The 14,312-nt window shown below is 42.3% G+C and carries 10 protein-coding genes; 5 read left to right on the top strand and 5 right to left on the bottom strand.

The features are described 5' to 3' along the window. The first annotated feature begins 33 nt into the window (after window positions 1–33). Both KL866_RS07070 and KL866_RS07065 read left to right on the top strand, forming a co-directional pair. Window positions 34–1,011 carry a hypothetical protein gene (locus KL866_RS07070; RefSeq protein WP_214994276.1) on the top strand — a complete coding sequence of 326 codons (978 nt, stop codon included), beginning with the start codon at window positions 34–36 and terminating at the stop codon, window positions 1,009–1,011. Next, on the top strand, window positions 1,008–1,751 hold the full coding sequence (locus KL866_RS07065) for an HIRAN domain-containing protein (RefSeq protein WP_214994272.1): 744 nt from the start codon (window positions 1,008–1,010) through the stop codon (window positions 1,749–1,751). The genes KL866_RS07070 and KL866_RS07065 overlap by 4 nt, the downstream gene beginning before the upstream one ends. Window positions 1,752–2,098: 347 nt before the next feature. Here KL866_RS07065 and KL866_RS07060 read toward each other — a convergent pair whose 3' ends face one another. Beyond that, window positions 2,099–3,604: a serine hydrolase gene (locus tag KL866_RS07060; protein WP_214994270.1), complete on the bottom strand. Its 1,506-nt coding sequence runs from the start codon at window positions 3,602–3,604 to the stop codon at window positions 2,099–2,101. A 92-nt stretch (window positions 3,605–3,696) separates the two neighbouring features. Continuing rightward, window positions 3,697–4,875, bottom strand: coding sequence for an alpha/beta hydrolase-fold protein (locus tag KL866_RS07055; RefSeq protein ID WP_214994268.1), 1,179 nt, complete (start codon window positions 4,873–4,875; stop codon window positions 3,697–3,699). Window positions 4,876–5,385: 510 nt separating this feature from the next. Between KL866_RS07055 and KL866_RS07050 the strand changes: the two genes are divergently transcribed. The 3 genes from KL866_RS07050 (at window position 5,386) to KL866_RS07040 (ending at window position 9,874) form a co-directional block, all read left to right on the top strand. Next, window positions 5,386–6,570 carry a PQQ-dependent sugar dehydrogenase gene (locus KL866_RS07050; protein ID WP_214994266.1) on the top strand — a complete coding sequence of 395 codons (1,185 nt, stop codon included), beginning with the start codon at window positions 5,386–5,388 and terminating at the stop codon, window positions 6,568–6,570. 90 nt (window positions 6,571–6,660) lie between these two features. Further along, window positions 6,661–9,315: an ATP-binding protein gene (locus KL866_RS07045; protein ID WP_214994265.1), complete on the top strand. Its 2,655-nt coding sequence runs from the start codon at window positions 6,661–6,663 to the stop codon at window positions 9,313–9,315. Window positions 9,316–9,418: 103 nt separating this feature from the next. Next, a complete protein-coding gene (locus KL866_RS07040; RefSeq protein WP_025256086.1) occupies window positions 9,419–9,874 on the top strand; it encodes a DUF3010 family protein in 456 nt (151 codons plus the stop codon). 60 nt (window positions 9,875–9,934) lie between these two features. Here the strand turns inward: KL866_RS07040 and KL866_RS07035 are convergent, their stop codons facing one another. From KL866_RS07035 to KL866_RS07025, 3 genes are read right to left on the bottom strand one after another with little or no spacing between them, the layout of a single operon-like run. After that, entirely contained in the window at window positions 9,935–13,144 is a 3,210-nt protein-coding gene (locus KL866_RS07035; RefSeq protein WP_214994263.1) for a response regulator, read from the bottom strand. A 17-nt stretch (window positions 13,145–13,161) separates the two neighbouring features. Next, window positions 13,162–13,365: a hypothetical protein gene (locus KL866_RS07030; protein WP_025256084.1), complete on the bottom strand. Its 204-nt coding sequence runs from the start codon at window positions 13,363–13,365 to the stop codon at window positions 13,162–13,164. A gap of 17 nt (window positions 13,366–13,382) precedes the next feature. Continuing rightward, window positions 13,383–14,210, bottom strand: coding sequence for an SAM-dependent methyltransferase (locus KL866_RS07025; RefSeq protein WP_214994274.1), 828 nt, complete (start codon window positions 14,208–14,210; stop codon window positions 13,383–13,385). Window positions 14,211–14,312 lie beyond the last annotated feature (102 nt).

The raw sequence follows: 14,312 nt of genomic DNA, 5'->3' as shown, positions 1-14,312 counted from the left end.
ATTGCATTCGATCAATAAGGCATTTCAGTTTAAATGATGAATTTTACAATCATTGATATTTCTAGTCAGAATATCGATAACTATGAACAAATGGGTACTAAATCCAAGTTTTGGTATACAGATAAATCCGATGGTCGGGAGTACCTTTTTAAATCTCTTCATACTGAGGACAAGTATCAGAACCCAATTATTCGACATGGCGAAGACTGGGCAGAAAAAGTAGCTTGTGAACTAGCTGGTGTATTGGGTATTCCACATGCAAATTACGAACTAGCAATAAATGGTGAAGAACGCGGTACCAGAAGTGAGAATTTCATCCAAGAAGGAGATTCGATGATTTTCGGAAACCAGGCGATAGAGCATGTAATAGAACGGGTACTAGAACAACAACTAGAAAAAGGTCAGCGATCACAAACTATAGCTCGTGTCTCCGTGATAATGGATCGTTTAATCGTCAATCCTCCAAAAGGATGGAAAGAGACTAAAGCAATCAAAAGTGCTGGAGATGTATTCGTCGGGTATGTAATGTTTGATGCATGGATCTCTAATCAAGATAGGCATAATGAAAACTGGGCAATGATCATTGATAAATATGGCAAAAAATCACTTGCACCATCGTTTGATCATGCTGCTAGCTTGGGTCGCAATGAAAGTGATGCAAAGCGAAAAACGAGGCTAGAAACTAAAGATAAAGGACAGAGTATCGCTACGTATGTTCGAAAATGTAAATCTTATTTTTACCATGAAGGAAAGAGGTTAAAAACTATTGAAGCATTTACATTTTTTGCCATGCTTTATGGAGAAGCAGCTTTAGAGTGGCTTGAACGATTAGAAAACATTACAGCGAAGAAAATCTCAGATATACTTCTCGCAATTCCAGAAGACACGATGAGTGAGGTAGCGAAGCAGTTCTGTTTTGCAATGCTTCGGGAAAATAAAAAAATTCTTTTAGACTCAAGAGAGTTAATTTTAAGAACTATAGAGATAAAGAAAGAGCATTATAGAAAATGAAAAGTGTTTTTGTAACTTGGAAAAATATTGATGATGGCATGTGGTACCCAGTTGCTAAGCTAACTAGAGATCTTGATGGCTATCGCTTGAACTATACCAAAGGTGCAAAGAACGAAAATTTTATACCTTTTCCTCGTATGACAGATAGGAAAAAAAAGTATTTTTCTAATAGGTTGTTTTCTTTTTTTCAGAATAGGTTGCTTCCAAAAAACAGACCCGAGTTTCGTAAGATGCTGGATTGGTCTGATATGAGTATCGAAAATTACGATGAACTTGATATGCTTAGCATCTCGGGCGGTGAACGTAAGACTGACCAATACCGGATTACTCCAATGCCGGTAATGATTCGAGATAATGAATACAATGTTAGTTTCTTTACCAGCGGAGTCAGTCACTTACCTAATGAAAGCTTGGGCAGAATTGAGCTTTTAGATAAAGGCGAACCTCTGACTTTCGAATATGAAAATGACAATAAATTTGATTGTAACGCTGTACTAGTAACAACTGTTGATGACCAGAAGACTAAAGTTGGCTATTGTCCAAAGTACTTTAATTGTGATGTTCGTAAGCTATTAGGTAATCCTGAATTGACTCATTATTCACTTAAAGTTCAGAAAGTGAACCTTGACGCTCCAGCGCAGTACAGGCTTCTGTGTGAGTTTACAACAAAATGGCCGAAAGGGTTTATTCCGTTTTTATCTGATGACTATCAGCCATATAGCGCTGAACTAGCAGAGTAAGTCGAAACTAATTTAGGTAAGTAAAGGTGGTTTTTTTTGACCCCCTTGGATAACAAGAGGGGCTACGCCTTTTTTAACTCCCCCGACTTTAGCTGCACAGGTTTCCTTCCGAAGACTCTGGCTTCTTAATATATGTACTGCTCAAGTTGAGTTTTTAAATATCATAAACGCTGCGTTAATCGACGAACAAAAGTTCTACATTAAAGACAGTGAAACAATGTGCCCTACAAGCCTCCGTATTGAATTAGTAGCGACTTTGTTTATTTAAGTACGTATCAAAAAAAAACGGAGAATATTTTTGAATTAAGAAGATATCCGTTGAATGCTTTCAAATTCACAAATTACTCTTACCGCTTCCCTCGAATACCCCCATCCATCACAACCGTCTTAACCAGTCCATTTTCTTCATCCACCTCAAAACGAACGCTACTTCCATTCCTAGCAAAGAATCGACCGCCACCCTCATGAAAATATTCTTCATTCTCAACATAAGGTAAGGCGTTAAGCACAAAACCATTGGCTGTTTTTTCTAGTACCACATCAACGTTAACTGGGTTAGTTACCACGTAGGTTCCAATATATTTACTTAGCTCCTCTTGGCTTATGGGTACTAACTTCCTGACTTCAGCTTCCGAATAGCCTACGTTTAACGCTTCTTTTAGCCGTATTTCTAGTTCAGTTATTAACTGCCTACCGTTGTTGCCGTTCGTCATAATGGCGTAGCCGTTGCCGGTATCTAGTTCAAGGTATAGCTGCGACATAAAGCCAGCATCTGCGCCGCCGTGGCCAAAGCCTAAAATTTCACCGTTATCATCCATATTGATAAAAAAGCCTATTCCTACATTAGGCGGCTCAGTACTTCGCGTATTGTTGGTTAACATTTCTTGCGCGGTGGCTTGCGATATCCAGTCTGTTTTTTGCCCTAAATACGCGCTACGAACGCTACTTGCCAATTTCAACATGTCTGATGGCGTGCTCCACATGCCTGCTGCTGCAAGCGTAGCGTAAGTATGCGGGCCACCTTTAATTGGCGCACCGTCGCCGTCATACGGCGTAGCCATATTGTTTGACAAGTTGGTCGATATGGGTTGTTCGAAGCCAGAACGCGTCATGCCTAAAGGTTTAAACAAAAGCCGTTGTGACATAGTTGACAGGGGCTCGTTAGCTATGTCTTGCAAGGTAAGCTGAGCAAGCGTTGTGCCGCCGCCGGAATAACGCATTTGCGTGCCTGGCTTAATATCAACAACTACTGCGCTGGTGTTTGCAGGTGCTGTGCCTTCTAACACTTGCTGCAAAGTTGGCACTGGTTCGCCCGCTGCATAACCGGGGAAGCCGTGCACTGTGGTGCCCGCCGTGTGGCTTAATAATCTGCGTAATGAAACAACGTCTTGCCCAGTCCATTCATGTTCAGGCAACTGCCAGCTGGTGAGTAAGGCATTAACATCTGCATCTAAATCTAGCGGGTTGTCTTCGCGATATTTCATCAATACTGCGGCAAATGCGGGTTTAGAAATACTGCCTGCTTGGAACACCGTGTTTTCATCAACAGCCAATTCAGAAGTTAAATCTTTAACGCCGCTTTGCATGGTCCAAGCTAGTTGCCCATTTCTCATAAACGCGACAGACACACCAGGTACATCATAATGCGCTTGTCTTTGTTCTAAAGATTGGTAATCAACCTCTTGCCCTTCAATTCGAATGCGTTCAGCAAGCCCAGTTTTCAAAAGGTTGGCTTCTTTTGGTTCTAAGGCAGCAGAGGGAGAGACGGGCAGGGTTTCAGGCTCTGTACAGCCCAATAACGAAGCTAAACAAAGCGAAAGTGTTAAAGAGGCGAAGAGCTTGTTTTTTTTCATTATGTGTATTCCATTACGTATGAACATACCAGAGTACGTTCCTACTATTATTCGGTCAATGCTCACGATTTTCTAGTTCAGGCACTTGATAGCTAGTCGCCTGTACCTTCCGCAATCTTCTTTTGCAAATTCGCCAACCGCGTTTTAAAAGCACCATTCTCAACATTTTCTTCATAGCTCATTGCTAGCGCTTTCTCTCGCATTTCAAGTGCCATGGCTAAATCGCCGTTAGCTTCATAACCGTCTGCCAGGCTATCATAGGCATCAGATTTGTTGGGGAAACGAGCTATATTTTTCTTAAAAATTGCAATGGCAGAGTCAAAGTCTTGGTTGTTTAGCGCCGCATAACCCGCGTGGTTTACGGCTTTATATTCTGGCTTTGCTTCAAAAGCGTATTTTGCAGAAAGGTCTTTATAGTATTGCTCTACCGCAGGAATACCTTCTTGTATTATTGCACCTGTTGGGCGTAACGAATTTAGCTGCTTTTGAAGCGCCAAGCTCATACCTGCAAGCGCAGTAGTATTGTGGCTTTCAGATGTGTCTAGCTCGGTATCAAAGGTAAGCCCTTTTCGTTCGCTGCTATTTAGCAGTTCAACGTAACGTTCGTATGCGCTTAGCATGTTTCCACCTTCGTTACCCATATTGATATAAAGGTATTTGTTAAGGTCGCTACCTGACGCAAAGAACGCTTTTGCCTCTGGAAATACCACTTCTTCGTGCCACCACAAACTTGGGCTAAATGCGAAGTAAGCTTGAAATAGTTCAGGCCGCTCTTGCAGTGCGTATAAGGTAAAAAGGGCGCTTAATGAATGCCCAGAAACAATCGCGTAGTTATTGGTGCGATAGTTTGCGCCTACGTAAGGCTTTAGTTCTTTTTCTAGAAAGTCTAAAAAGTTGTCGGCACCACCAGATATCCCCCACTGGTTGTAGCTTTCATCATAGGTAGGTGTAAAGTCTCGCGTGCGCTCGGTGTTGCTAATACCGATAACAATCATTTCTTGCGCCATTCCAGACTGATTTAGCAGATCAAGCGTGCCTACGGTATGTGCAAAATTACGCTGTCCATCTAGCAAATATAAAACTGGGTAAGTGGTGTCTTTATAGCGGGAATAGTTATTAGGTAAGTGAATAAGCAGTTCTCGCGACTCATTCAAAACCTCTGATTTTATTGATTTAACTACGGCCTCGCCACGCACTTTGGCGTTTACCTGAAAGCTAAAGCTTAGGGTAAATAAGGCGCCGATAAAAACACAGGCAAGCTTTTGATACATTTGAAATTCCCTTTCCCGCTATCAAGCGCGAGTTTTTTATAGTTTGTTTATCCTACGCTGTCATAGTCGCTCTTGCTTGTCAAAAAATAGCCAGCTAAAAAGAAAAAAGCCGCATTCAGCAACGTGATGCGGCTTTCCGAGCTGGGCTGAATAGACAGCCTTCTAGAGCAATTACGTAAAAGGGGTTAGCTAGAACGACCCTCACTCATAGCTGCCTGTTCAAATACCTTAACTCTCGACATATGATCACCTCCTTATCTTCGTTGCTAAAACTACATCGAAAGTAACATAGGCGGGGCTTAAGTAAAGCACGGCTTCATTAAAGAAAGTTTAGGGAAACCTCATAACTTAGAAATGTGAAAAACAAAACGTAAGCAATAATATAAACCTCTTTAATTAAACCTACGTAACTAATGCTAACTGAAACCCTTTGCGCCGCCCGTTGACGCGTAATTAACGCCTCATCGTGTAAGTAGCAGTACGCAAACCTTCAAAAAGGTTAGAACGCAGATGCAAACAACAAATACACACAAAAACAGCATGAGCCGAAAAGCCGCACTATTGGTTATGCTTTTTGCAACCTCATTTTTTACGTTTGCCCAGTCAAACTCATCTGAACAAATTGATATGAAAGGCAGTAAGGGCGCGACCATCAAAGGTAGTGTTAAAGCTACCTTCGACAGCCCGTGGGCTATAACGTTTTTGCCAGACGGGCACAGCTTGGTAACAGAAAAAGCAGGCACGCTGTGGTTGCTTGATAAAAATCAGCAAAAGCGTTTTGCGGTAAGCAATGTACCAAGTGTTACAGCGCGCGGGCAGGGCGGTTTAGGTGATGTCATTATTCACCCAGATTTTGCGTCTAATAACACTATTTACATTTCCTATATTGAAAGAGATGAAAAAGACGATGCGTTTAGCGGTGCGGTAATAGAGCGAGCTACGCTGAGCGTTACTGATAGTGGCGCGAAGCTATCTGATAGAACGCTTATTTGGCGTCAGTCGCCCAAGATGACGGGTAACGGCCATTATTCACATCGTATGGTTTTTTCGCCTGATGGCTATTTGTTTATTACCTCTGGCGAGCGCCAAAAATTTACGCCAGCACAAAATATGGCAATGAATTTGGGCAAAGTTGTACGCATGAACGAAGACGGAAGTGTGCCAGAAGACAATCCTTTTTACGGGCAGGGTAGTGTAACCGAGCAAATTTGGACGTTAGGGCACCGCAACCCGCTTGGCATCGACTTTGATGAACACGGCAATTTATGGGTTCACGAAATGGGGCCGCGCCATGGCGACGAACTTAACCTTATTGAGAAAGGTCGCAACTACGGTTATCCCACCGTGTCGCAGGGCGACCATTATTCAGGCGTAAAAATTCCTAATCATGAAGATATACCTATTTTTAAATCGCCCGAACTAGCCTGGGTACCTGCTATTAGCCCTGCGGGTTTTATCATTTATAAAGGCGACAAGTTCAGTGATTGGAAAGGTAATGGCTTCATTGGTGGCTTGTCTTCAAAAGCTTTGGTTCGTGTTTCCTTTAATAAAGACGACGAAGGCAAATGGAAAGTTGAAGAAGCAGAGCGTTACGAGTGGGGCAAGCGAGTGCGTGAAGTTGAACAAGACAGCATGGGCAATATCTATGTGCTTGAAGATAAGGAAGGCGGGCGCTTAATTAAATTAAGCCGTTAAAACGCAAGCGCATTATTAATAGGCTTGTCTATGCGATAATTTTCGATTCAAGCTTAAGTATGGAACACGGATACAAAATTTAGGACCTCTATGATTCAATCTCCTCAAAACTTTAACTTTGAACGTTGTGAAGACGAACCCATACATATTCCCGAAAGTGTACAAAGTTATGGTTTTCTTATTGCGTTTAGCTACGACGATCTAAATATCTCAATTGTCAGTGAAAACTGCGAAACGATATTTGCTGAGGGGATCATTGGGAAAAACTTTTTAGATATTCTTTCCTCTGACACTGACGAGAGCGCTTTTCTTAAAGAGACCTTTGATAGAGTGTCAAAGAGTAAAATACGACTGCCCATCAAGCTTCTTCTAAATGAAGCGCTTCTAAAAAAGGGAGAAGCAAGAGACTATTTAGCGGTTGTTTACGATTCGGGACACCACTATGTCGTGGAGCTAGAGCCTGCTACAGAATTTAGAGACACTTATAGTGCAGAACAATTCATAAAGCTTTATTCAATGTCTATCGCTCCGCGATTTAAAGAAATGACATCGCTACGCGAGATGGCACAAGAGATGGTGTCGACCATTAAATATCTCACTAACATGGATAGAGTGGTGCTTTACAAGTTCAACGATGACTACTCAGGTAAGGTTATCGCGGAAGCTAAAGCTGAGGATATGGAATCTTACCAAGACTTGTACTTTCCCGCTTCAGACATACCAAAACAAGCCAGGGAGCTGTACAAAACAAACTGGGTACGGCTAGTACCTGATACAGAGCTTCCCCCTGCAAAGTTAATTCCATCTGCCAAGGAGTCGGGAAGAGAGCGGTTAGACCTCACTCGCTCGCTATTGCGCACGTTCTCGCCCATTCATCTTCAGTACATTAGAAACCAAGGGCTACGCGCATCGTTTTCTATTTCCTTGGTGACAGATGGAGAGTTATACGGGCTCATTTCCTGTCATCATCGCGAACCCTGTTATATACCCCAAAATGTAAGGCTGCAGTGCGAGAATTTAAGCCAACTGTTCAGCTGGCATTTGTTGGCTAAAGAAGAAGAAATTGCGAAACGCAAAAAGCATATTACTGATAAAGCAGTAGATGCCATGTTGGACAGAATCGGTCCGGCGAACCCTATCAGTCGTGTTGTGAAAAGCGGGGAAAGAGCTTTTTTAGACGCGCTTAATAGTTCAGGATTCGTTTACTATTCACAGTACGAAACCATCACGCTTGGAGATACCTTACCGATAGTGCTCATCAAAGAGATTTTTTCTAAAGCGAGTAGCGAAGGCGGTTTTCCTTACACAAACGATTCTTTATATGAAGATTACCCAGAAGCACGAGAGTATGGTATTGCCGGTATTATGATTATTCCGCTGTTTGAGATAAAGCAGTACTTTACCGCTTGGTTTAGAAAAGAGACCCACCGCGTTCAAAAGTGGATTGGCGCTGAAGATGAAAAATCTGAAGATGCACCAAAATCGGAGCGCCTTAAACCACGTTCGGCGTTTACTATTCATACCCGAACAATTAAGGGGCGCTCAACAGCGTTTGATAAAGCTGATGTCGATACCGCGAACCGATTAAACAGAATGTTTCTTGTGTACGCTCTTGATGTGCAAGAGCGTATGCACATAAGTATTCAGGAGCTTGAAAAGCAAGATAACTACAGAAACGAATTCCTTGCAACATTGGCTCATGAGTTGCGCAACCCGTTGGGCCCTATAATGTCAGGGGCGAGCATTTTAGAAAGCGTTGATGATGATAAAACCCGCAAAAGAGTAACGGCTATCATTAACCGTCAAGCCGAATACATGTCTAAACTTATCAACGATTTAATGGACGTGTCTCGCATTACGCGAGGTAAGGTTAAGCTTGAATTCGAGAGATTAAGTATTCAAGACGTGCTATCTGATTCACTTGAAATTGTTGAGCAGCAGGTAAAAGCAAAGAAACACGACATAACCGTAAACCGTCTTGAAGAAGATGTGACTGTTTACGGCGACAAAGCGCGCTTAAGCCAGATATTTTCTAACATTATTCACAATGCGACCAAGTACACCAACGAGTCAGGAAAGATTGTTGTAGATATCAGAAAAAAAGGCGTCATGATTATCGTTTCTGTTAAAGACAACGGAATGGGCATTCCTGAAGATAGGCTAAAAGATGTGTTCAATATGTTTACCCAAATTGAAGCGCATTCTACGCACACAAAAGGCGGGCTTGGTATCGGTTTAACCCTAGTGAGTAAGCTAGTAGCTTTGCATCATGGTGAAGTATCTGTGATGAGCGAGGGGGTAGGTCAAGGAAGTACCTTTGAAGTTAGTCTACCTATTTCTAAAACAGCTTACGAGCAATCGGAAAACACAGAAGTCGAGTCTGTTGTACAAAGCAAAAGTAAAGTGATGTTTGTAGATGACAATGCAGATCTTATCGATGCCTATTGCTTGTTAGCTGAGTCGATGGGGGTTACAGCTTTGGGCATTACCTCTCCCAAAGAAGCGGTAGAGGAATTTAAAGCCTTTAAACCAAGCTGTGTATTCCTTGATATCGGCATGCCAGATATAGATGGCTATGAGCTGGTTAAAATGCTTAAAGTTTTGCCTGAAGCAGAAAACGTTAAGTTTTACTCTCAAAGCGGGTGGGGGTCTGAAAAATACGTCGAGGATTCTCAATCTGCCGGGTTCGACGAACATTTTGTAAAGCCCCTGTCTAAAGAGACCATTAAGTCAGTGCTAAACTAATGTTGCCGCGCGTATTAGCGTAGTAAGTAAAGAAAAGTACTCGCAAGTGAATAACAGTCGAGAAACGGGTTATAATAACAGGCAAACGTAATTAGGAAAAAATATGAAAGTCTGTGGTATAGATTTAAAAGGTAACGAAGCAATTATTAGTTTGGTGTCGCTTGCTGATGGTTTGTTTCATTTACCCGACTGCCGAACGCGCCGCTTAACCCTTGCCGATACCAGTGCAAAGGGGCTAAAAAGCTTTCAAAGCACCTTCGCTAAGCTTGTCGAAGATTACAAAATTGATGCTGTGATCATCCGTCAGCGTCAAAGCAAAGGTAAGTTCGCAGGTAGTGCAATTGGCTTTAAACTAGAGGCTGCTATCGAGTTAATTGATGGGTTAGAGGTCGTTATTTTTAACCCTACCGATATTAAAGAGTCGCTACGCAGAAACCCACTAGCTGTGCCGTTTTCTGAAACTGGATTAAAGCAGTTCCAAGAAACAGCTTTCACCACTGCATACGCATGGCTTATGAAAAATGAGTATGCGTCGCAAGAGTCTAGTGAAGGGCAGTAATAGGCCGTTTACTATAGGCGATTACCCGTGAAGCCTACATAAATGCGTAGGCTTCGCTACTTACCCTATCATCCCCTTAACTTTTTCACTTAATTCCAATAAAGCTTCGTGTAGGGCTTCCAACTGATCATGGAATCCATCGGTTGTTTTATGCTCGTTGCGCTTTATGGTTAGCTCTATCGTGCTTGCCAATTCTGCGAGTGGAAATGCGCCGATATATCGAAGCGCCGTTGTGAAGATATGCGCTATTCTTGCGATGGATGTATAGTCATGGGCATTAATAGCTTGTTTGAGCGCGCTAAGCTCCCCCTCTAAAGCCACAAAATCGTTAAGCAAGTCGTTATAAAGCGTTTCATCACCAAGCAAGGTTTCTAGGGCTTTTGATTTGTCTATCACCGTAAATGAATCAGTTGCTATAAGCTTGTCGTTAGTTACTTCCGTGGTGGCCGAAGACTGCCTTTTATCCAAAACCTCAACAAGTACATCAAAAAAGCGGTTAGGGTCGACAGGTTTATTAATATGACCATCCATTCCAGCCGCTAGGCTTTTATCGATGTCTTGTTGCATGGCATGAGCGGTTGTGGCGATGATAGGTAGGGTTAACTTCAGCTCTTCTCTAATGTGTTTGGCAGCAGTTAATCCATCCATTACCGGCATTTGAATATCCATCAGTACTGCATCGAATGCCCTGTCTTCACGCAGTATAGTTATTGCTTCTAACCCATTATTAGCAACTTTAATCGAGGCTTTGGTTTCAGTTAAAAGGCCAATGGTTACTTTTTGATTTAGTGCGTTGTCTTCTACAAAAAGAATACGTGTACCTTTTAAATTAGGCACTGGTGGTTTGTCTTTAGGCAAGGCTTTAGATTCTACGTTAAGACATAGCTCTTGCAGTGTATCTACCAGTTCACTCGTACTAAACGGTTTCTTTATAAAGCTATGTATGCCTAGTTGGTTAGCTTGTTCGCGCATGCGTGGCGATTCAAACGCATAAAGCATAATCACTTTTGGCTGCTTAATTGAAAACTCTTGGTTCATTATCGCCGCTACTTCAAGGCCATCTATATCTGGCATATTCCAATCTAAAATAAGTACATCGTAGGGCATTGAAGCAGCTAATGCTGCGCGCATTTTTACAACCGCGTCTTTTCCGCCAGAGGCGATATCGGCTTGAATGTTGGCCATTGAGAGTGCTTCTGAAATTGCGTCTCGCGATGCTTCAATATCGTCGGCTACAAGCACTTTCAATGCTGAAAGCTGCTTAGATGGCGAGATAATTTGTTGAGAGGCGTCTTGCTGCACCTTTACCGTAAAGTGGAAAATAGACCCTTTTCCTAACTGGCTTTCTACCCAAATTTCACCACCCATTAAGGTTGTGAGTTGTTTACAAATTGCTAAGCCTAAACCTGTACCACCGTAGCGCCTCGAAATTGATTCGTCGCCCTGATTAAACGGCTGGAAAAGTTGGGCTTGATGCGCGGTACTTAGGCCAACGCCTGAATCTTTCACTTCAAATTCAAGCTGAATATCGTCTTCGACTTGTGTGCACCTAACGCTTACTGAGATGAGCCCATCTTCGGTGAATTTAAGCGCATTACTTAATAGGTTGTTGAGCACCTGCTGTATGCGCAACGGGTCGCCAATTAGGTTTAGCGGCACGTCTCGTGAAATATGCTGAATAAGCTCTATGTGCTTTTCTTGTGCGCGGGTTAGGTGCAACCTAATAGTTTGGTTTACTAGGGCATCTAAATTGAATTGCGTCGACTCTATATCTAGCTTGCCAGCCTCAATTTTAGAGAAATCAAGAATGTCATTAATTATACTAAGCAGCGTTTGTGATGCGCCTTCAATTTGAATTAAGTTAGTTTGTTGCTCTTTGTCTTCAGCAGCGCGTTGTGAAAGCTTAGTAAGGCCAATAATTGCGTTTAGCGGTGTGCGAATTTCATGGCTCATACGTGCCAGAAAATCAGATTTTGCTTTAGTTGCTCTACGTAAATCCTGTGTTAGGTTATCAAGGGTTTTTCGCTGTTGTCGGGTTCTTAGCCATAACGCGATCACTAGACCTAATGAAAGGATCACAAAGCCAATAAAATAAAGTTGCTGAGTATTCTTTTTCTGTTGAATCAGATTTCGCTGCTCTTTTAACTGATTGTCTTTTTCCAGAAGCTTTATTGTTTCTTCTTTCTCTGAGACGGCTAATCGCACACGGTGCAGTGCCATCAGCCTAGATTGTTGCTCGTTGAAGCTTTGTTTAAACGTTTCTCTATACTGTTTTGAATATTTAAGTGCTGCGGCTAAGTTGCCATTTTTCTCGTGAAGCGAGATAAGTTCGTTTAAAATATCGGTGAGCAGCACTTTGTCGTTTTTTATAACGTCTTTTTCAAGCCCAGCTTCAAGCTCGGTGATTGCAAGCTCAATTTCACCCTGTTGCTTATAGATGTCTACTAGGTGCAGAAGGTGCGAGCCGTCGTTATAGCGAAATCCAACCTGACGGTCGGCTTCAGCAGCTTGATTTAGTTTTTTTAGCGCTTCGCTCAGATTGCCTTGTGCAATATGAAGTTCTGCCATGGCGCTGTGTACAATGCCAATAAAGGGGTAGTTAGCTTCACGAAGCAAGTTTTCAGCTAACAACAGGCTTACTTTTGCGCCTTGATATTCGCCTAGTGCTCGTTGTGCATACCCTTGAAAAAAGTAAGCGGTTCCTTCACCTTCTTTATTGTTTAAGCGTTGCGCAGCAGACAAATACTGATGCCCGAATTTTAGCATAAGCTCATAGTCTTTAAGCGACATGTACACGTTACCCATGGCGCTATACACCAACAGAATTCGGTCACTTTCGGCTTCATTGTAAAAGTCTAGAGCCTGGTGCATTGCCTCTAGCGCGTTGGCATGCTCGCCAGATAAATCTAGAATTAAACCTTCTAATCGATATGACTCTGCAAGACTGAGTATATTGCTTCCTGAAGTCGCGTATTTGCGAGCTTCAAGCAACGCTTCGTAAGCTTGTACATAATCTTGTTTTAAAATATGGAAGTAAGATTTTATATTTAAAAAGCGCGCATGTTCGTAGTCATTGGGGGTGGCTGCGAAGAACGCACCTAATTCTGCGAACGTACTTTGAACGTCTGGGTCGTTTTCTTGAATGCGTGCTTTAAGCCCTTCAAGCTGAAGTATGGGGGATGAAATATTACCTTGTGGCGCGTCTAAAGCGCGCGCAGGCAGTGCCATTAAAGCAATGACACTAATGATACACAAGGCAAAACGATTCATTATTCGCTTGTTTTGAGTTAGTAGCTAATAACGCGAATAGTTCTACTTTTGTCGTCAAAGCGCTTAGAGAGTTCGTCCCAATTTTTATCTGCAATGATTTTTACCTCATCAGCAGATAAGCCGAATTTTTTCGCAGTCGCCACAGGGTCGTTTTTGTATGCTTCCATTAGCTTGCTGTTGGTGTCTAATTCAACCAAAAAATCCTTAATAGACTTTGTCATTTTTTATTATCCTTTTGTTAATTTACGGTTGGGTTTCTATATTTAGTAACTTGTTGTTCTGTTAGCCCTAGCTTTGCTAATCGGTCGTGTCTATATGCTGGCATTCCTTTAGATGGAACCACAAGAGTAGATATTAACGTGGGTTTTGCGAACTCGAGTTCACGAAGCAGAACCTTTTCTATTTTGGGTTCGCAAAGTGGTAGTGTCGCCGCTTCATAAATAATAAGTTCGTGGTCCGCCGGATAATGCTCGGCTAATATATCTGCCAACATGGCCAGCCCTGATTGACTATGATTTGCATCTAACACGCTTAATGTGGCTTCTCCGGCTAAGCCAATTTGCCAGATAATTTGTGTCATGTGTGGGTCAATGCGGTAATCGCGAAACAGAAATTGGGTTGCTTCATAAGACTGGCAGCCGTAGCGAGAAGGGTCTATGCCCAAATCGGCAATTAAACAATCTTCTGCCGATACGCCGGGCAGCATTTTTGCCTCTAAGTTCATTTCTTGAACACGCCGTATAGCTTCATGAGAGGGAGTAACAAAAACACCAGGGTGACCATAAAAAGCAACGCAAACTTTATTGCCTTCTACTACAGACTCTACAATTCTATCGGCCATTTGAGAATAGGTGAGGGCGCGAGATTTGCCTTCTTCGTAAAGGTCATCTAGCGATACACTATTTGGGTTAAGCGTAGTTACCACATGCTCGCCAATTTTGTTCATAATACCCATGAAGACGATGTCGGCATTTTCAATGTGACTTCTAGCGGCAATGGTCATTTGGCCAGCAACGCTAATGCCTGTGCCGACCACAACGAGTGATCCCTTTTTAATGGTGTCCATACTTCCTATACCGTCTACGACACTGTTGTTTTTGCTACTATAAAATAGAATTAAGGTTTTTTCTATATTCACGAGTTAGCCCACTAACAATAAGTTATATTA

Origin of the sequence: Alteromonas sp. ALT199 (assembly GCF_018619335.1) — a bacterium.
In the GTDB taxonomy this organism is placed as follows: domain Bacteria; phylum Pseudomonadota; class Gammaproteobacteria; order Enterobacterales; family Alteromonadaceae; genus Alteromonas.
Note: the sequence above shows the minus strand (reverse complement) of the source record. Positions and strands in the feature narration are given on the sequence as shown.

Excerpts from the sequence above, each read along its gene's own strand:
- KL866_RS07050 (WP_214994266.1), top strand. The coding sequence starts at position 5,386 with ATGCAAACAACAAATACACACAAAAACAGCATGAGCCGAAAAGCCGCA.
- KL866_RS07025 (WP_214994274.1), bottom strand. The coding sequence starts at position 14,210 with ATGGACACCATTAAAAAGGGATCACTCGTTGTGGTCGGCACAGGCATT.
- KL866_RS07070 (WP_214994276.1), top strand. The coding sequence starts at position 34 with ATGATGAATTTTACAATCATTGATATTTCTAGTCAGAATATCGATAAC.
- KL866_RS07055 (WP_214994268.1), bottom strand. The coding sequence starts at position 4,875 with ATGTATCAAAAGCTTGCCTGTGTTTTTATCGGCGCCTTATTTACCCTA.
- KL866_RS07035 (WP_214994263.1), bottom strand. The coding sequence starts at position 13,144 with ATGAATCGTTTTGCCTTGTGTATCATTAGTGTCATTGCTTTAATGGCA.
- KL866_RS07065 (WP_214994272.1), top strand. The coding sequence starts at position 1,008 with ATGAAAAGTGTTTTTGTAACTTGGAAAAATATTGATGATGGCATGTGG.
- KL866_RS07045 (WP_214994265.1), top strand. The coding sequence starts at position 6,661 with ATGATTCAATCTCCTCAAAACTTTAACTTTGAACGTTGTGAAGACGAA.
- KL866_RS07060 (WP_214994270.1), bottom strand. The coding sequence starts at position 3,604 with ATGAAAAAAAACAAGCTCTTCGCCTCTTTAACACTTTCGCTTTGTTTA.
- KL866_RS07040 (WP_025256086.1), top strand. The coding sequence starts at position 9,419 with ATGAAAGTCTGTGGTATAGATTTAAAAGGTAACGAAGCAATTATTAGT.
- KL866_RS07030 (WP_025256084.1), bottom strand. The coding sequence starts at position 13,365 with ATGACAAAGTCTATTAAGGATTTTTTGGTTGAATTAGACACCAACAGC.